The sequence below is a fragment of the Levilactobacillus koreensis JCM 16448 genome, from assembly GCF_001435525.1.
Lineage (GTDB): Bacteria > Bacillota > Bacilli > Lactobacillales > Lactobacillaceae > Levilactobacillus > Levilactobacillus koreensis.
The window spans coordinates 1-18,612 of record NZ_AZDP01000026.1 but is presented as its reverse complement, the minus strand read 5'-3'; the positions used below and the strand labels follow the sequence as shown (position 1 = coordinate 18,612).

Here is an 18,612-nt window from a genome sequence, read left to right as displayed (position 1 = left end):
TTTCTGACCGATTTAAGAAAGATTAAGAATCTCTTTAGTTGCCTTAGCAAACGAAACTGGTAAAGTAGAAATACTTGTATTAGACAACTGAGAGGAGTGATTTTATGGCTAAGCACCATCAAACCTACCAAAGCCCATTCGCAGCCATGCTGACGGACCAACGCTATCCGTTTGCGACCAAGCTGGCAATGGCGGCCGGACTGGATCCCAGCCAAGTTATGTTTGCTTACTTACAGATCACGGCGAACGTCCCAGAAACACTGGCGGCAGTGCCGAAGCAAAAGGAAATCGATCGGCGCTTCCAAGCGTTTCTGACGGATGCGGCGGCGGAGAACCGGCGGTAGAATTTTGTGGAGAAATTTAAGCGGCACACCGAGCATCTGAGCTTGGCGTGTCTCTTTTTGATTTTTGTTGGAAAAAGTGGGATACAGCATAACCCTCAAAATTAAAAAAATTATATCCCAATCACGGGTGACCTTACCGGCTACCAATGAGTCTTCAGCCCCATCATAGCGGAATAAACAGGCCAACTAAAGGTTGAAAAATGAAATACCTATCTCGCCCCAGTATTGGCAAGGATTTGCGCCATTAAGATAGTGTGAAATTGCCGCACTCCGGCTGACAGGAATTCCGCCTGCTGTGGGGACACTTCAGACTGGAAAATCACCAGTCTTCTCGCTCGCTTTGAAGCCACGAAGACCGCGTGTCTCCAAAGTCGCCCGTGCTGTAAGCTGGCTGATGATGAAGCGCCAGCTAACACCACCTCCACGGCCGGCTACATGCCTGTCCTCCTCCGGCTCTGACTGTGCTTTACCACGACAACAGTCGGAAAACGTGGAGACTTAGCGTTTTTGGCCCAGTTGATAGTGAGGTTACATTCATTACCTCCGTCGCCTATGCATACTGTGTAAGCCGAGAGGTCGGCAGATATGGGCTCAGGCGCGCACCGCTCCAGCCCATATCTGCCGGCCGGCAAGGCGAAGGATCTACCAGGTTGCCTAGTTTTAGGTTCATAATTGTTGCTAGAGCAGGTATGGCTGGTATTTTGGAACTTTCAACCTTTAACAGACCAATCTCACCGCCAACAATCAACTCGTTATCGTTGCCGTTAGCGCCATTTTCGCGTAAACTAAATTAACTTATTAATAATCAAAGGTGACAAGGAGGATGCATCTCATGTGTACGAGTATTTTACAGATTGCCAAGGATGGCACGCACATCTTGGCGCGGACCATGGATTGGCATGCGCTGTACGTTCAGCCGTTGTTCGTTCCCCGTGGTTACGCGTGGGAGAGCGTCTATGATAACGGCCGCCACGTGAACCGCTACGCCATGATTGGCGGCGGGGGACCACACGACCACGAGATCGATGTCTCGGATGGCGTGAATGAAATGGGCCTCAGCGTCCAGAAGCTGACCTTTGCCAACGGCTCACACCTGGTCGATCAGCCAACGCCGGGGCAGGTCCACTTGGCGCCCTACGAATTTTCCTTTTATCTGCTGGGGCACTACGCTTCAGTGGCCGACATTGAAGCGCACATCGACGAGATTCAGCTGATGAGTGGCAAATGGGCCGTGAACAATATTGGCGATTCCGAGCTTCACTTCGCCGTGGTCGACCGGACGGGCCGCACGGTGGTGATCGAACCCACTCATTTTCCGATGAAGGTTCGCGAAAATCCGCTAGGGGTGGTCACCAACAGTAAGGACTTCGAGCTTCAACTCAAGCGGCTGGGCCAGTACGTGAACTATACCGACGACTTTAAGGCCGGAACGCTACCCGTGAACGCCACCCGCGTGTCTACCGGGCGCTTCTCGGGAAAGCCAGTTCCAAGCGGTTCATTTACCCCAGGCGGTCGCTTTACCCGAGCTGCTTATTACAAGGAACGTGCGGATCTGCCAGCCGACGAAGAAGCGGGCATCATCAGCGCTTGGCACCTCCTGAACACGGTAACCGTGCCACGGAGTAGTCAGTACCGGCCGACGTATTCCGTTTATCGGGCGGCGACCGTTTGTGAGTCGTTGACCTATTATTTCCAGCCATATGACCGGTTAGACGTGGTGCAGTTGAAATTAACGCCGGATATGTTGGCTTGGACGGAACCGAAATTTTATCCGGTCGCCAACCACCTGACCGTCACGTCTTTAAATCAGCAGGCCGAGCAGGTTGGCGGTGATCAGACCAATCAGTACACCCCGGTGTAGGTTCGGGTGCATGACGATGATGGCCAGGAACTCGCGGGCCCACGCCACGGGAAAGTAGGACCAACGCGTGGGGGCGGGGATGCCGGAGACGTGGATATGCAAAGCCGCGGCTAGATTGCGCGCGCGGAATAGGTGGTAGCTGTTGGTAATCATGGCGACGCGGCCACCCTGTTGTGGCAGTTGCCCCCAGAGTCGCTGACTATTGATGAGGTTTGCCCGCGTGTTTTGCGACTGGTCTTCCTGGATGATCCGCTCGGCAGGAAAATCGTGGGCCACTAAGTAATCGGTCATGGCAGCGGCTTCACTCATGGTTTCATCGGGACCCTGACCACCGGCAACGATGATGGTGACGGGGTGTTTCTGCCGGCGGGCGATTTGCAAGGCGGTGTCGAGGCGCGCGGCGAGGATCCGACCAATTTGATCACCATTTAGTAGACCAGCGCCGAGGATGACCAGGGTGTCGGCGCGGCAGGCGTGAAACAGGGTCGTCCGCAACAGGCCAATCAGGCTAGCACCGTAGAGAATGGCAAGGTAAGCGCTGAAGAGGGGGATGAACGTCAGCCACGGCCAGAGGGTTTCGCTGAACTGACCATGGCTGACGGCGAAGAACCAGCCTCCACATAGCGCGATCCACACCCAGACACCAGCGACTAGCCAGCCGCCCAGGCGCTCCTGTTTCCGCACGACTAGTTTGGGCGCACCAATAGTGAGAAATAGGGTGAAGAAACCACTAAAGGCCATGAGCAGAATGATGATTCCCAGTCCAGCGGCTAAAAAGTGCGCCCACGGCTGTGTCGACCAGTGAGCGAGTAGCCACAAGCTACCAACGGCCACGCAGGTTGCACTGGCGCTGAAGAGTCCCTGAGGTTGCCAAAACGTTAGTAAGGTAATTAAACAAATTATGAACAAACTGGCGCTGAGGAACATTGTTGACACCCCCTTCGTAAAGGTTAAGTTTTCTTGAGACTTTACAATTTAAGTTACTTCTTAGTTCATTCTGATTATAATTAATGAGAACCGCTAAAGTTGAAATTTGGCGATGGCATGTTTCGGTCTAAATTGGGCCAAGCTGCCCGTTACAACTACGAGCGGTCATTAAATTAATTATAACCGAAATAGGAGGGATCGGGTTGCCAAAGCGTCGGCGCTCACGCAAGCGAAACAGTCACCCCGCCACGGCCACCTGGATCTTTGTCTTGGTCCTGCTGGTCTTGGGCGGCGGCTTATTAGTTCGCGGAAAAATTAAAACAGAAATTCAATCGGCCCGGATCAATCAGACGACGAGTGAGTCCTCTTCAGGAGAGACCGCAGCCCAGCAGAAATTTATCACCAAGATGGCCAATCCGGCCGTGCGGGTCTACCGCCAAAATGGTCAGGTTCTGCCCAGCATCGTGATTGCCCAGGCCATCCTGGAGTCTAGTTGGGGGACCTCGGCGCTCTTTTTGCAGGCCAACAATCCCTTTGGCGTAAAGGGGAGCTACGAAGGTCAGTCCAAGAGTTTCCCCACCAACGAGTACGTGAATGGTAAGAAGATTACCATCAACGCTAACTTCAGAGACTACCCTAATTTAACGGCGGCCATTCTGGACCACGATGCGTTGTTAAAACGGAGCTACTTCAAGCAAACGGTCACGGATTATACGGTGGCGGCCAAGCTGTTACAGAACAACGGCTACGCCACGGATCCGAAGTACGCGAAGAAGCTGACCAATCTCATCGCTACCTACAATCTGAATCAGTATGATACTTAGATTTAGTAGTGTTCACCTCCGGCTGCCAGGAATTCCGCCTGCTGTGAGGACGCTTCAGCCTGGAAGGTCACCAGTCTTCTCGCTCGCTTTGAAGCCACGAAGAACGTGTGTCTTCAAAGTCGCCTATCTAGGTAGCTAGCCAACGGCCAGCTACCTAGATTACCACGGCCGGCTGCATCCCTGGCCTCCTGCGGCTAAAGTAGTGTGGTTATGACATGATTGATGTTTAGATTGGAATTTGTCAATTGACTCGAGTTGCGACCGAGTGGCTACTAATGAATAAATCTAAAAAAAAACAGAGAACCCCCATCCAGTTGTATAGCGATTGGATGGGGGTTCTCTAGTAATCATTGAAATTGAAAGACATTCTTAGCTGGTAGGCTATTTAGCCCAAAAGCAACCTCGGAAGCCCGTACCTCAGGTTGGAGGTGTTCCCCATGGCAGGCGGAATCCCTGACAGCCGGAGCGCGGCAATTAAACACGTAGCTCTTTAGTTCTCATTGTAGTTGATTGCCAACTGATACAAGGTCTTGGCCAACGTGTTCAGCGACTTGGTAGGACTTTGGTTGGCGAAGAGAATCACGCCGGACTTATTGCCCTCAGAGCCGTACAGCACCGTTTGATAGCCGGCGCCGGTTAAGCCGCCACGGACCCGCTTCATGTTGCCGGAGTCGTGGTAGAGACCGCCAGCGTAGCTTAACTTGTAATCGTTGCTGAGCTCGTAATACTGCGTCTTGGTTAAAATCTTACCGTTACGCAGGCCCTTTTGAATCGTGTAGTAATCCTCTGGGGTGGAGTAGTAGTTGCCGGCCCCGAGCAGAGAGGACATCAGGTTTTGTGAAACGCCATCGGCAGTATAGTCCTGGCCGTTGGTGAAACTATAGCCATTGGCCACGGTCTGACCGGCGGGTAAATTGTTCCAACTGTAAGTGTTGTTCAGCTTGAGCGGTTGAATGATCCGCGACTGGACCAACTGGTCGTACGTTTGACCGGTGACCTTCGATGCGATACCAGCCAGCAAGGTGTAGTTTGCGTTGGTGTAGTCAAAGGATTGGTTGCCACTAACGGATAATTGACTGAGCGTGTAATTTATCTCGGAAGCCTGCGTGGCCAACAACGTTGAGGGGGTGGTTTCCCCCATGTCGATTCCAGAGCGGTGGTTCAAGAGTTGACGGATCGTGATGTTACCGCTGTTCTTGACACTTGGGTAATACTTGCTGAGCTTGTCGGTCAGGGACAGCTTGTTGTTGGCGGCGAGTTGCTCGATGATGGCGCCCGTCATGATCTTTTGCAGTGAGGCAATTGGAAAGAGGGTGCTGGCATCGTTGGCCGTCTTGTTGCTGGCATTGGCGTAGCCGACATTGACTAAGCTGGCGCCGGTCGCATAGCTGTTGAAGATCATTGCGCGTCCTTGGAAATGGGCGTTTTGTAAGAGTACTGCCGCGTTTTGTGAACGACTAAAGGTTTGCAAGGCATTTTGGTTGACCCAGCCAATCGTTTTTCCGTACCAGGAGAACTTGACGTAGGTCGAGCCGTTGGACAACTTGGCCGTCTGGCTGACCCGGACAAACCGGTGTTGCCAGTTCTTCCCGCTAGCATCACGTGTCTTAGCGGAGCGTTGCGTGTAGTACGGCGCGTAGTAGTAAATACCGTCATTACGGGTGCCCTGATTCACAAAGCGCGCGTTGTAGTCGGTCTTCTTGGTACTGGTAATGGTCGAGTAGCTACGGGCATACGCGGGGTGTGCAGGGAAGAAGCTACCGACCAATAAAACTGTTCCTAGAAGTAACAAAAGTTTTTTCACAATAATCATCCATTTCCCCTTAAATTACCCCCAATCTTAACGCGCTTTGGTTGCATCGAGGTAACAGAGATGTAGCGATTCGGTAACATTTCTAATAACTTGTATTATAAAACGACGAACTCAGCTAACTAACCTTTTGAATGGTTGTGCGCTATACTAAATAAATGGGTCGTAAGTTTGACGTTGGTATGGTAAACTAACCAAAAATAAATTTTCTTATACTGAGGAGCTGAAGTAAGCGTTGTTACATTTTCTTGGCCAGTTATACGGGCCATTCTTTGACTTACACAACTGGGAAACGGTGATTTCTTCGGGTAATGACTGGTTGATTATCTTTTCACTGGTCCTGATCGAATGTCTCTTGTCCGTCGATAACGCCGTCGTTTTGGCCGCTCAGACACAGTCGCTGCCCTCCCAAAAAGAACGCGAGAAGTCGTTGTTTTATGGGATCTGGGGTGCGTACATTTTCCGTTTTATCATTATTGGATTAGGAACCTATCTGATTCATTTCTGGGAGATCAAGGTCATCGGGGCACTTTACCTGGCCTACCTGGTTCTGCAATTCTTCACGAAGACGCGGGTCAAGCATACGCGGAAATTAGTGAGCGACAAGAAGAAACGGCTCTTGCCATTGTTCTGGTCCGTGGTTCTGCAGATTGAAATGATGGACATCATCTTCTCCGTCGACTCCGTGTTGGCGTCACTGGCGATCTCCAGCAATCCCGTCATCGTCTTGATTGGGGGACTGATTGGGATTCTCGCAATGCGGGGCGTGGCCGAAGTCATCATGAAATTGATGCAACGCATTCCGGAGCTGGAACCCATGGCGTATATCCTGATTGGACTGATCGCGGTGAAACTGTTCATCTCGATTCCAGCCATTGATATTGAGATTCCAGCAACGCTGTTCGGTATTGTTGTGGTGGGTGCAATTATTTTGACGCTGATTATTCACGCGGTCCGCAAACGGCGGCGGGGACAGACAACGAGTAAGACGAGCGTTAAGAAGTCTTCTAAATCAACTGAATCATAAATTACGGGGTGGCCAATAAAAGGTCATCCTTTTTTGTTAATCACAGATAAAACGCACTACTTCAACCTCTTAACGTGCGGTGCGCCAGGTGGTCGTGCTATGATAATCATAATGAGTAATGGGAGGTTTTGCTGATGCAAATTGGATTTATTGGAACCGGCGTCATGGGAACTGGCATTGTCTGTAACCTGTTGAAGGCTGGCCAAAAGGTGGTCGTTTACAACCGAACCAAGGCCCATGCACAGACGGTTTTGGATGCCGGGGCAACTTGGGCGGACACACCACAGGACGTTGCGACGCGGGCGGACGTGGTCATGACCATGGTTGGTTACCCAAGCGACGTGGAGGAAGTATACACGGGTGAGCACGGCGTCTTCGCTGGCATTAAGCCGGGGAGTATCGTGGTCGACATGACGACCAGCACGCCATCGTTAGCGGTCAAATTAACCCAACTTGCGCACGACCACAACGTTCAGGCGCTGGACGCCCCGGTGTCAGGCGGCGATGTGGGGGCCAAGAACGCCACGTTGACTGTGATGGTTGGTGGGGACAAAGCCGCTTACGACCAGTTGCAGCCAGTCTTTCAGCAGGTGGGACAACGGGTGGCTTATTTTGGGGATGCCGGCAAGGGCCAACACACCAAGATGGCCAACCAGATCATGATTGCCGGGACCATGACCGGCCTGACGGAAATGCTGGTCTACGCTAAGGCGGCCAAGCTGGACTTACCACAAGTGCTGGCAACGCTAAGTAGTGGTGGTGCCGACAACTGGAGCATGGACAACTACGTCCCGCGGATTTTGAAGGGCGACTACACACCCGGTTTCTTTGCCAAGCACTTCTTAAAGGATCTTCGAATCGCCTTACAGGAGGCTGACAAAATGGACCTTGATTTGCCAGCGACTAAGCAGGCCAAGCTGCTGTATGAAGCCATGGTTGATGACTTCGATTTGGGCAACGATGGGACGCAAGGGCTGATCAAGACTTACGAACAAAAGTAAGGATAGGTAGCGTGATGGGAGTGAACCGTCACGCTTTTTTTGATGGGTACCATTGTCGTTTTGATGGAGTGGCTAAAATAACGACAAATGCTTTCTTTACATTGGGCTAAAAATATTTTTAATTTGCAAAAAAATCAGCATCAATTTACGGAGTTAATTCTTAGAAACTAAATTCTAAGGATGGTAGATTCCAAATGATTGATTTAAAAAAGATTGAACAGCTGATTTTTGACATTAAGAACCTATATGATTTGTTTAATGAGTGTTTCTATGGTAAGGTGCGCAGTGACCAGCAATTGGTGAATTTGAAGAAACTGCTGGTTGATGATTTTGAAACGGTATTGGGATTAGGCTTTGTTGAAAACTACCTAGACGTTTTGCGAAAAACTCAGACAAAACAGATGACCAACATGGGAATAAGAAATCAACATCTAAAATTTCAATACCGTATCAAGTTATTGACTTCATTTAGAATTAAACTTAAATACAATCTTTGCAAGAAACGATATGTTGCCAAAATCATTAATGACTTAATGGGTACCCGAATTGTTGTTGCAGGGCTTAATCAGAACATAGTTGGGATGGATAACCTATTATTTGACCTAGAACGCCGAGATATTATTTCAAGATATTACATGAGGCGTGATGGGAAATATCAAGCGGTTCACTGTTATTTTCAGACGAACAATAAATACTTTCCATGGGAATTGCAAATTTGGGATGCGCAGGATGCTCCTGGAAATTATCATGAACATTTCAGACATGAAGCAGAGAAGGGAGAATGGCAATGTTTACTCATTTGATTTTGTACGCACGCTACGAACACATTTCGTTTGCCTATCATTTTTCGAGTGCTGATTCGACCGCCCAACCAGTTATGGATGAAATAGATCGGTTGCTTGCACGTAAAGATGTTCCTGGTTATGCGTATTCCGTTCACGGATTGGGGACAGACGAGGCGAGTTTTGCGTCCGTTCAGCACATGGACCCTTACTTTCAAAGTGCTCGGGAGATTGCTGACCTTGACCAGTTCTTGGACTATTGTAAATACCCAGACCAGCTGGTTGCTCAATTTGGCTAGCGAGTTTGACTGAACACAAAAGTGGTGGCTACCGTTGATTGTAAACGGCAGCCACCACTTTTGTTATAGCAGCATCTTTTCCAAATCCATAAATATTAGGCTGTTCAGAGAATCACGTAGAACAAAAAATTGATTAAAACGGTCGCAAAACAAACAACGACATTAGAAGCAAATCACGATTAGAATTGATTAACCTCTGCGTATAATCATTGCCACAATGGGGGGAGCTCAATGAAGATACGTAAGGTGCTATCCATAAAAATGCAGGTAGATGAAAAATTCAATAACCCAGTGAATTACCTTGTGTCATATATCCAGGGGCTACTAATCTTCGTGCTGTTGATTATCGTAAATTGCCGTTTTATTTTCGGACGCTTTATCTTCAACTGGGACTTGTTCTCATGGTACTTCCTGATGTGCTATCTACTGTTACCAATTGAGAATATCTTGTTTGAGAAGCTTAGGGGCACTTTTAAGAAAAATAATCGGATGAAATCACTTACACATTCATCTAAAAACAAACCAATTCATTTTAGTAGTACCTTAAAACTCTCAATGTACGATAATCCGAATGAAGATATGACGATTCGGGCCTATCTGTTGGCTTTAGAGATGATTGGGGCACCGCTAGTACTATTCATAACGATAGTTCTCATATGGATAAGGAGAAAGTTACTATGAAGAAACGGTCTATGTTAGCAAGTCGTGGCTTGACTTAGATTTTGAATAACCAAAAGTAGTTATCAGGTTTAAGCGGGGCCAGCTGACTCTTAGCGTACGCCTTAGAAATATGGGCTGGAGACAAAACAGGCCTGGGACAAAATCCCAAACCTGTCTTTTAAATTACAACTTCTTTTTCAACGTCACAACGGGTGCGCCATCCTCATCGAACGGCTCGCCAACAACGTGGTAGCCGCAACGTTCGTAGAAAGTCTTGGCCGTGAGTTCACCGTCGATAATGCCGACCGTGAAGCCGTGCGCCTTGGCCCAATCTTCGCCGGCTTGCAGGACCTGACTACCGATTCCCTGACCGCGAACGGCTTGGCTGGTACAGACTCGGCCGAACCGCATTTCTGTGTCGGACTGGGGTTCTAAGCGGAGTGTCCCCACTGGTAATTCGGGTCGCTGGTACGCGACCACGTATTGTCGTTCCGGCGTATCGCGGTCGTCGAATTCTACGTCGCGCGGGATACCTCGTTCGGTCACGAAGGTCGCTTGGCGGAGGGCAAGGGCGGCTGCCCGGTTAAATGGTGCATTTGAAATTACGATTTCCATGGGATACTCCTATTCAATCTCGGCGAAGAAGCTGTAGAGCTTCTCGGTGGTCAGCGCTGCCTTGTCTGCGCCGGCCACATCGAACGTGACCTTACCGTGGTGCAGGACAATCAGCCGGTTACCGTACGTCAGCGCGTCTTCCATGTGGTGGGTGATCATTAGGCAGGTCAGCTTATCCTGCGAGACCCGTTCATTGGTCAGGCGCATCAAGTCTTGACCAGTCCGCGGGTCTAGCGCTGCCGTGTGTTCATCCAATAGTAAAATCTCGGGTCGCTTCAGCGTTGCCATTAGGAAGCTCAGCGCTTGTCGTTGCCCACCAGAGAGGTTACCGGTGGCCGTGGTCAGGCGGTCGTCCAAGCCGTTATGCATGGTGGCTGTGAGTTCCTTGTAGTGGTCCAAATGCCGATTCAATCCCCGGGGCATCAAGCCGCGACGTTGACCTCGACGTTCGGCGAGCAATAGGTTTTCAGCCACCGTCATCCGGGGAGCCGTTCCTAGCTTCGGGTCTTGAAATACACGAGCGAGGAAACGGGTCCGCTTTTCCACGGAGTCGTGGGCGATGTCCTTACCATTGAGGAGAATCTGGCCGCTATCAATGCTGAGGTCGCCCCCAATCGCGTTGAAGAGGGTCGATTTGCCGGCCCCGTTAGAGCCCAATACCGTGATAAAGTCGCCGGCATTGATGGTCAGGTTGAGTTTATTTAGGATCGTGATTTCCTCGGGCGTGTTGCGATTGACCTTTAACACGACGTCTTTTAGTTCGAGTAGTGGTTTAGTCATTGGTATCTAACCCCCGTTTCAAAATGTGCTTGAAGTTCAGAACGTTCTTGAAGACCGGCAGCATCATGCAGAGGGCCAGGATGATGGCGGAGATCAGGTTCAGGTCGTTGGCGCTGAAACCGAGCTTGAGGACCAGCAATAAGACGAACCGGTAGAGGATACTACCGAGCGTCACGGCCACGAGCCGTTGGTTCAAGGTCAGGTCACCGAAGGCCACTTCACCGATGATGATTGAGGCCAACGCGATAACGATGATGCCGATACCCATGTTGACGTCGGCGTACCCGTTGTTTTGGGCAACCAGGGCGCCACCAAAGGCAATCAGGCCGTTGGAGACCATCAGGCCCATGATCTTCATGTTGTCGGTGTTGATACCGAGGGAACGAGCCATGGTCTGGTTGTCCCCGGTCGCGATGAACCCTTGGCCAAGCTCCGTTTGCAGGAAGTAGATGACGATGGTCGTGATGACCACCATGACGATGGTTCCGAGAACGACGCTGTCAAAGTATTGAGGCAGTGCGGCGAGCAGGTGATTTTTAAATAGTGTTGATTTTCCCAGCAAAGATACGTTGGCCCGCCCCATGATCCGCAGGTTAACGGAGTAGCAGGCGGTCATGACCAGGATACCGGCCAGCAGGATGGGGATGTGCCCCTTGGTGTAGAGCAGACCGGTGATTAGGCCGGCCAGTGCGCCAATGACAAAGGCCAACAGAGTGGCGAGTAGCGGGTTCATCCCGTTACTGATGGCGGCAACGGCGGTCGCAGCACCGAGTGGAAAGGTGCCTTCAACCGTCATGTCGGCGAAATCAAGAATTCTAAAGGTCAGGAACAACCCAACCCCGAGGACGGCCCAGAGTAGGCCTTGCCCAATTGCGGATACTGCTAAACTCATTTGAAGACCTCCCCGTGTGTTTTGGCTTCTTTAACGACTGAATCGGGTAACGTGATGCCCAACTTCTTAGCTTGTGATAAATTGATAGTCATTTCACCCTGACGTTCAAAGTGAATTGGCGTGTCGGCGGGATTCTTCCCCTTTAAAATAGCGGCGGTCATCTTTCCGGTCTCCACACCTAATTTATATTGGTTGATACTCAACGTGGCGAGCCCACCGGCCTTGACCATAGTGTCGACGGCTGGGAAAACGGGCACCTTCTTGGCGTTAGCGGTCGAAACCAGTGTCTGCATGGCACTGGCAACCGTATTGTCGGTTGGAACGTAGATGGCGTCGACCTGACTGACCATCTGTTCAGCAACCTGATTCAAGTCGTTGGTGCTGGCAATCGTGTAGGCTTTGAGCTTTACGTGTTCTTCCTTGCAGAGCGCCGCAAATTGATGGTACTGTGCGGTGGCCGAGTCATCGGAGGAGGTGTAAATGATGCCAAGCGTCTTCATATTGGGCATGATCCGTTGAATCAATTTTAACTGTGACTTCAAGGGTGCTTGGTCGGAAACCCCAGTGACGTTGTTGCCGGGGTGCGTGTTGCTCTTGACCAGGTCGGCACCCTTGGGGTCGGTGATGGCCCCGAGAACGACAGGAATGTTAGAGCTGGCGTTGGCCAAGGCCTGTGCGGCGGGTGTGGCGATACCAATCATGGCGTCGGCATTTTCATTGACGAAGCGGGCACTCATGGTCTTCAGATTACTCTGGTCATTTTGTGCGTTCTGAAAGTCGATTTTCACGTTTTTGCCGACGTGGTAGCCCTCTTCGGCGAGCCCATGAATGATTCCTTTGTGAATGGCATCGAGTGCGGGGTGCGATAGAAGCTGTAGAATGCCGACAGTCGGCACCTTGGCTTTGGTCGCAGACTGTTGGTGGGTGTCCTTAACGTAGGCGAACCCGAGGAAGATAAGTAAAATGGCAATTAAGCTATACATCCGTTTCATAACAAAACCCTCTCTTATGTTGAAATAATATGTTGTGTGTTGATTTGGCGCTCCGCTGGGCAGAGGCTACGTCCGGTGGGGACCGCGTGAAGCCTGCCTCTGTCAGCGCCTTACCGGGCGACAAAAATGGGCTGGAACGCTGTGAACGCGATTTTGAGCCCAAAGGCAGGTCTCAAAACTCGGTTCTGTCTAACCGAAGCAGAACACTTCGCTAAGACAGTGCCACGGCTGAGCCCATTTTTGCCACCCTCACGGCTTACATGGTGGTAATCTGCTACCGATGCGTTTAGCGTGACAGGTGGTGAGTTGATTCTTGTAGCACTGGCTAACGGTATGGTGGATAATTGATATTTCTGAATAGCGTTGTTGCAGAGTAATTAATGATGGGGTTGAGTAAGCGTGGTCGTCAGATTCGCGTTTAGCCGGAGGAGGCCAGGGATAGAGCCAGCCGTGGAAATAGTGGTAGCTGTAGGCTACCGCTATGGGCGACTTTTAAGACGTGTGTTTTTCGCGGCTTAAAAGCGAGCGAGAAGACTGGTGTTTTTCCAGGCTGAAGCGTCCCCACAGCAGGCGGAATCCCTGGCAGCCGCAGGCGGTAGCACAAAGTAAATCTGACAAGGGAAGATGATACAAAAAGGGCACCCAGACCGGCTGAGTGCCCCAAAGAAGAAGGCCCGCAAAACCGGAGATTAAACATCCGTGCGGGCTTTTGCATCAGAAAAGTAGCCGGCGCAGATGCGAGAATCGCTCTGGGAGCTCAAGTCGCATCAACACTGATGAGACTTGATTACCGGCTTTGCCAACGTCCATTAAGTTCGATACCAGACATTTGCATATGACTTTTCCTTCTTTCCGTATGTGAATAAATTTAGTGTACGGCAACCGTCAAAAACCGTCAACCTTATTTTTTTATTTATGACGGAAAGCGGTGTTTTCAGTCAGATTTCGAAATGGCTGGAGTGGTCAACAGAAGGGTGTTTGATCTTGATATGGATGAAAGGTAGAGTGTGTTGCGAATATCCCCACAGCAGGCGGAATCCCTGGCAGCCGGAGTGCGGCCATCCAACACAAATTTGCGTTAGAACCGAATATCATGGGAGTTTTTTGGTATACTGAGGAATAACGAAAAAAGGACGAAACCATGACCTGACTGCGGACATTGGCAGCCATTCGGTCAACTACTAGGAGGCGCTGCCATGAAAATTGCCATTTTAACTGATACATCGTCGGGAATCGATTTTCCTGAAGCCCGGGAACGGCAGATTACCTTGTTGCCGGCACCTATTATGTTTGGTAATCGGCAGTATCACGAGTATCAGGATCTGAGCACGGCGGACTATTACCGGTTAATGCGCTTGGCCAAGGGCAGCAAGGTGGTACCGACCGCCCCCCAGCTTTCGATGAAGACCCTGCAAGCGGTTTGTGAGGACTTGGCTGGCCAGGGCGTGACCGACGTCATCGTGATTGGGCCATCGCTGGGAATCTCCGGGGTGATTAATACCTTGGCCGCTTATACGTCAACGATTGAAAGTCTTCACGTTTTGCCCTGGGACTCGCGGGGGATTTTGACCACCATGGGAGAACAGGCGCGCTTGGCCGCTGCCTTAGCGGTCCGGGGAGCAACGGTCGAGGATATCTTTGCACAGCTGACGGTACTGCGGCAGACCGCGCACAGTGCGTTTGTCGTCGATTCCATCAAGCCACTCTTACGGACGGGAGAGGTCAATCCGAGCCACAGTCCGGGCAGTACGCCACTGTTAGCCGGGAAACCAATCTTGATTTTTGACCCATCTGGTAAAATGCGGGTGGCCGGGAGTTCGTTGCGGCTTAAAGGCGCACTCAGTGACTTTCTCGATGAGCTGGCGACCGACTTAGCGGGGGTGGTGCCAGTCAAGGCGACGATTCTAAATGCCGACCAACCGGAGGCCACCGCGCGTTGGGTCAGTGTCGCACAGGAACGATTTCCCACGGTTAAATTCGACGTGGCATTGATTGGCCCAAGCTTTGGGGTTCACGTCGGCGATGGGGCAATGGGACTGGCCTGGTGCCAGGATTATCGTAGTCTGTTACCAGCCGAAAATGAGAACTAAATTAAAGATTGGGGTTGACAGCCTCATTTTTTAATGGTTAACTGAGACTTGTAAATTGATAAATGAAAGGGATAATTCCAATGAAAATTACCAGCCTTAATCATTTAAATAGCCAATTTGCCTTTAGCTTTTTCTTTAGATAGCGTTTGTGTTCAGCTCACTGGATACAAGCGCACCGCATCATTGCGTTTGTATCTATCGATTAGCTAAAGTTTTTCAGCATGACTTAGCGCCAGATAGATACGGGTTAATCTATCTGGAGAAATAATATCGGGCCCGATATACACCAGGTAGATTCTACTCAGAATCTAGCTGGTGTTTTTTGTTTTCTCAGGGGAACATTCTGAGAGAGTCGGTGGCCTTGGACGCAAGGTTGCCGGCCGGTGTTGAACGATTGGCAGGATTTACCAATTCAGAATAGAAGCATCTGGCATTGCGCTGGATCACGAAAAATAAAACATAGCTGTGGAGGAAATTGAGAATGAAAAAATTATTAGCAACCAGCGTCGCATTATTGGGATTGGGTTTAGTTTTAGCAGGGTGTTCCAGCAAGTCGGACGCTAGCAATAGCGGTTTAAAGGTCGGCATCTTGCAGGTCGTGCAACACGGTTCACTCGATGAGGCGCGGCAAGGGTTCAAGGCCGGACTCAAGGCTGAGTTGAAGGCCCACGGCAAATCGACCAAGGTGACCTACCACTACCTCAACGCGCAGGGGGATCAGGCCAATTTAAACACCATGAGCCAACAATTGGTTCAACAAAAGAGTGATTTGCTCGTTGGAATCGCCACGCCGGCCGCTCAGGCGTTAGCCAAGAAGACAACGAGCACGCCAACACTGGTCACGGCCGTCACGGACCTTCAGTCTGCCGGGCTGGTTAAGTCAAACGCCAAGCCCCAGACCAACGTCAGCGGAACCAGCGACCTGACGCCGGTGGGGTTACAACTGAAACTGTTGGCTAGCATGGCCACCAGCAAGCTGCCGTTGGGCGTCATGTACAACTCGTCCGAGGAGAACTCCGTATTGCAGGTCAAACTGGCCAAAGCCTACGCGAAGCAACACAATTTGAAATTAAAGGTCGTCAGCGCCACCAGCACCAATGATGTTGCCAGTGTCTTGGCGGGATTGACCGGTAAAGTTTCCGGCCTGTATTTACCGACTGACAACCTGATGGCCAGTGCCATGAAGACCATCGGTGCGAAGGCCAAGGCCGCCAAACTTCCCGTTGTGACTGGTTCGATTGAAATGGCCGAAGATGGTGGGACCGCAACTTACGGCATCAACTATTACGACCTGGGCAAGCAGACGGGGAAGATGGCGTACGATGTCTTGGAAAACAACAAGAAGCCGCAGAACATGGCCGTACAAACGTCAAAGAAACTACATTTGTACGTGAATAAGGCAAATGCCCAGGCTATCGGCTTACAGTCCAGTCAGATTAAAGAACCTTAAGGAAAGGAGCTTGTTTCTATGTTAATCACGAGTATCGGTCAGGGCCTCTTATGGGCACCGTTGGCCATTGGCGTCTTCATTACGTTTCGCATTTTAGATATCCCCGATCTGACCACCGAGGGGAGCTTTCCACTGGGCGCCGCAGTCACAGTGAGTGCCATGTTGAGCGGTCAATCCGCCGTGACGGCAAGTTTGCTGGGATTTCTGGCGGGCTGTATCGCGGGCTGGGTCACCGGTGTGTTGGACACAAAGCTCCACATGCCGTCGTTACTGGCCGGTATCCTCACGATGACCGGGTTGTACTCGGTCAACATGCACATCATGGGCAAGTCCAACGTGCCGTTGTTATCGCAAAAGGTATTGACCAACTACCTGCCGCAGTCGTGGTCGATCGACCTGCAGACGATTATGGTGGGGGCCATTGTCACGGGAGTCGTCGTGGCATTCCTGATCTGGTTGTTCAAGACGCGGTTAGGCCTGTCACTGATGGCAACGGGAAATAATCCTGCCATGAGCGCGGCCAACGGAATCTACACCGACCGGATGGTGATTATTGGCTACATGGTCTCCAACGGTTGCATTGCCTTGTCGGGCGCCTTGATTTCTCAAAGCAACGGGTACGCCGATATTGGAATGGGTATCGGAACCATCGTCATTGGGTTGGCCTCAGTCTTGGTTGGTGAGATCTTCCTCCGTGGTCGCCAAATTTGGCTGCGGTTGTCCGCCATGGTCCTGGGAGCCATCATCTACCGTTTCTTATTGACGGTTGCGATGGGGTTAGGCTTCCCGGTCGACGATTTGAAAATTTTATCCGCGGGCATCTTGGTCGTCGTCATTTGCCTGCCTATTTTACAGAATAAGTACCGCACGCGTCAGCAGTTGAACCGTTACCTCAAACAGATTGGAGCCGATGAACATGAAGCAAGCAACCGCAGTCTTAACCGTCAAGCATCTCCAGAAGGTCTTCTTTCCCGGGACAGCAAATGAGCGCCACGTCTTAAGGGACGTCAGCTTAACCATTGAACCGGGCGACTTTATTGCGGTGATCGGAAATAACGGAGCCGGCAAGTCGACCCTGTTGAACACGATTGCGGGCACGTTGGCGGCCGATGCCGGGACGCTAGCCTTAGCGGGCCACGACGTTACCAAGAAACCTATCGCGTACCGGTCAAAGTGGCTGTCGCGGGTCTTTCAGGATCCCAAAATGGGTACGGCGGGGGAACTCAGCGTGGCCCAGAACCTTACGTTGGCCCAACGACATACGGGCAGTATGAGTCTGCACCGCTATCGCAAGGCCAGTCAGGTTGCGGCTTATCAGGAGTTATTACGGCCATTGAATATGGGACTGGAAGATCGACTGACGACCCAGGTAAAATACCTGTCCGGTGGGCAACGGCAGGCGTTGTCGCTCCTGATGGCAACGTTGAGTCATCCGGACCTGCTCTTATTGGATGAGCACACGGCGGCGTTAGACCCGCAGACCAGTCAGAAGGTCATGGACTTGACCCAGACTATCGTGGAAGAGAACCAATTAACGACGATGATGATCACCCACAAAATGAGTGACGCCTTGACCTATGGCAATCGCCTGGTGATGGTCCAAGACGGTCAGATCAAGCTGGATGTTCGCGGTGAAGAGAAACAGAACCTGCGGCAGGAAGACTTGTTGACGCTGTTTGCGGAATAGGATTGCATGGGAATGGTCGCACCGCGGCTGCCAGGGATTCCGTCGGCTTTGACTGTTCTTTGTCAGCAAAGGATGAGTCAATATTCTACGTTGAATTGGGCGACAATCGCGCCAGAACTTTCTGAGAAGTGAGAATGAATGACTTGGTTCTCTGTCTTGATCAATGTATGAAGTCGGTGACCGATATGCTGTCTTTTATAGCTATTCATTAACTCTAGTGAAGATTCAAAGGAAAATATGTGTGGGCAAAAAACGGCTCCAGCTTCCCATTATGGGGTGCTGGAGCCGTTTTGAAATTGATTACTAAAGGTTGAAAGATGAAATACCTGTCTCGCCCCAGTATCAGCAAGGATTCGAACCATTAAGATAGTGTAAAATTTCCGCACTGCGGCTGCCAGGGATTCCGCCTGCTGTGGGGACACTTCAGACTGGAAAATCACCAGTCTTCTCGCTCGCTTTGAAGCCACGAAGACCGCGTGTCTCCAAAGTCGCCCGTGCTGTAAGCTGGCTAAAAAATGAAGTGCCGTAAAATTATTAGACAGAGAGACTAATAATTTTGAGGTGGTTCTAT

18 protein-coding genes are annotated in these 18,612 nt (G+C 50.8%); 11 read left to right on the top strand and 7 right to left on the bottom strand.

Annotated elements, in window-relative coordinates; genetic code table 11:
* The first annotated feature begins 104 nt into the window (after positions 1 to 104).
* A complete protein-coding gene (locus tag FC99_RS01745; protein WP_048735140.1) occupies positions 105 to 344 on the top strand; it encodes a hypothetical protein in 240 nt (79 codons plus the stop codon).
* An 832-nt stretch (positions 345 to 1,176) separates the two neighbouring features.
* On the top strand, positions 1,177 to 2,205 hold the full coding sequence (locus FC99_RS01740) for a linear amide C-N hydrolase (protein ID WP_048735144.1): 1,029 nt from the start codon (positions 1,177 to 1,179) through the stop codon (positions 2,203 to 2,205).
* On the opposite strand, the gene FC99_RS01735 is transcribed toward FC99_RS01740, so the two are convergent.
* Entirely contained in the window at positions 2,146 to 3,132 is a 987-nt protein-coding gene (locus FC99_RS01735; RefSeq protein ID WP_048735146.1) for a YdcF family protein, read from the bottom strand. The two genes, FC99_RS01740 and FC99_RS01735, sit on opposite strands and share 60 nt — an antisense overlap.
* 203 nt (positions 3,133 to 3,335) lie before the next feature.
* On the opposite strand from FC99_RS01735, the gene FC99_RS01730 reads away from it, so the two are divergent.
* Entirely contained in the window at positions 3,336 to 3,956 is a 621-nt protein-coding gene (locus FC99_RS01730; protein WP_048735149.1) for a glycoside hydrolase family 73 protein, read from the top strand.
* Positions 3,957 to 4,446: 490 nt separating this feature from the next.
* Here the strand turns inward: FC99_RS01730 and FC99_RS01725 are convergent, their stop codons facing one another.
* Positions 4,447 to 5,769 carry a serine hydrolase domain-containing protein gene (locus FC99_RS01725; protein WP_235805842.1) on the bottom strand — a complete coding sequence of 441 codons (1,323 nt, stop codon included), beginning with the start codon at positions 5,767 to 5,769 and terminating at the stop codon, positions 4,447 to 4,449.
* A gap of 232 nt (positions 5,770 to 6,001) precedes the next feature.
* On the opposite strand from FC99_RS01725, the gene FC99_RS01720 reads away from it, so the two are divergent.
* From FC99_RS01720 to FC99_RS01705, 4 genes are all read left to right on the top strand, one after another.
* Positions 6,002 to 6,793, top strand: coding sequence for a TerC family protein (locus FC99_RS01720; protein ID WP_048735152.1), 792 nt, complete (start codon positions 6,002 to 6,004; stop codon positions 6,791 to 6,793).
* 134 nt (positions 6,794 to 6,927) lie between these two features.
* On the top strand, positions 6,928 to 7,794 hold the full coding sequence (locus FC99_RS01715; protein WP_048735154.1) for an NAD(P)-dependent oxidoreductase: 867 nt from the start codon (positions 6,928 to 6,930) through the stop codon (positions 7,792 to 7,794).
* Between the two features lie 194 nt (positions 7,795 to 7,988).
* A complete protein-coding gene (locus FC99_RS01710; RefSeq protein ID WP_048735156.1) occupies positions 7,989 to 8,597 on the top strand; it encodes a nucleotidyltransferase family protein in 609 nt (202 codons plus the stop codon).
* On the top strand, positions 8,582 to 8,875 hold the full coding sequence (locus FC99_RS01705; protein ID WP_048735158.1) for a hypothetical protein: 294 nt from the start codon (positions 8,582 to 8,584) through the stop codon (positions 8,873 to 8,875). The genes FC99_RS01710 and FC99_RS01705 overlap by 16 nt, the downstream gene beginning before the upstream one ends.
* A gap of 843 nt (positions 8,876 to 9,718) precedes the next feature.
* Here the strand turns inward: FC99_RS01705 and FC99_RS01695 are convergent.
* Genes FC99_RS01695 through trpX form a run of 4 tightly spaced genes read right to left on the bottom strand, consistent with a single transcriptional unit; the run spans position 9,719 to position 12,814 of the window.
* Positions 9,719 to 10,150 carry a GNAT family N-acetyltransferase gene (locus FC99_RS01695; RefSeq protein ID WP_048735163.1) on the bottom strand — a complete coding sequence of 144 codons (432 nt, stop codon included), beginning with the start codon at positions 10,148 to 10,150 and terminating at the stop codon, positions 9,719 to 9,721.
* Between the two features lie 9 nt (positions 10,151 to 10,159).
* The gene (locus tag FC99_RS01690) at positions 10,160 to 10,930 is read right to left on the bottom strand and encodes an ABC transporter ATP-binding protein (protein ID WP_048735165.1); all 771 of its coding nucleotides are present in this window, start codon (positions 10,928 to 10,930) and stop codon (positions 10,160 to 10,162) included.
* A complete protein-coding gene (locus FC99_RS01685) occupies positions 10,923 to 11,822 on the bottom strand; it encodes an ABC transporter permease (protein ID WP_048735168.1) in 900 nt (299 codons plus the stop codon). Before FC99_RS01685 ends, FC99_RS01690 begins: the two co-directional genes overlap by 8 nt.
* Complete coding sequence (trpX, locus tag FC99_RS01680; RefSeq protein ID WP_048735171.1) at positions 11,819 to 12,814, bottom strand: tryptophan ABC transporter substrate-binding protein; 996 nt, start codon at positions 12,812 to 12,814, stop codon at positions 11,819 to 11,821. Before trpX ends, FC99_RS01685 begins: the two co-directional genes overlap by 4 nt.
* Before the next feature lie 1,196 nt (positions 12,815 to 14,010).
* On the opposite strand from trpX, the gene FC99_RS01675 reads away from it, so the two are divergent.
* The 4 genes from FC99_RS01675 (at position 14,011) to FC99_RS01660 (ending at position 18,041) form a co-directional block, all read left to right on the top strand.
* Positions 14,011 to 14,904 (top strand): DegV family protein, encoded by an 894-nt coding sequence (locus tag FC99_RS01675; protein WP_048735172.1) that lies wholly within the window; start codon positions 14,011 to 14,013, stop codon positions 14,902 to 14,904.
* 481 nt (positions 14,905 to 15,385) lie between these two features.
* A complete protein-coding gene (locus FC99_RS01670; RefSeq protein WP_048735175.1) occupies positions 15,386 to 16,354 on the top strand; it encodes an ABC transporter substrate-binding protein in 969 nt (322 codons plus the stop codon).
* 18 nt (positions 16,355 to 16,372) lie between these two features.
* Positions 16,373 to 17,341 (top strand): ABC transporter permease, encoded by a 969-nt coding sequence (locus tag FC99_RS01665; protein WP_048735177.1) that lies wholly within the window; start codon positions 16,373 to 16,375, stop codon positions 17,339 to 17,341.
* Positions 17,271 to 18,041 carry an ABC transporter ATP-binding protein gene (locus FC99_RS01660; RefSeq protein WP_048735179.1) on the top strand — a complete coding sequence of 257 codons (771 nt, stop codon included), beginning with the start codon at positions 17,271 to 17,273 and terminating at the stop codon, positions 18,039 to 18,041. The genes FC99_RS01665 and FC99_RS01660 overlap by 71 nt, the downstream gene beginning before the upstream one ends.
* Before the next feature lie 269 nt (positions 18,042 to 18,310).
* On the opposite strand, the gene FC99_RS14075 is transcribed toward FC99_RS01660, so the two are convergent.
* Positions 18,311 to 18,612 (bottom strand): hypothetical protein (locus FC99_RS14075; protein WP_056986452.1); only part of this gene is annotated, 302 nt, incomplete at its 5' end.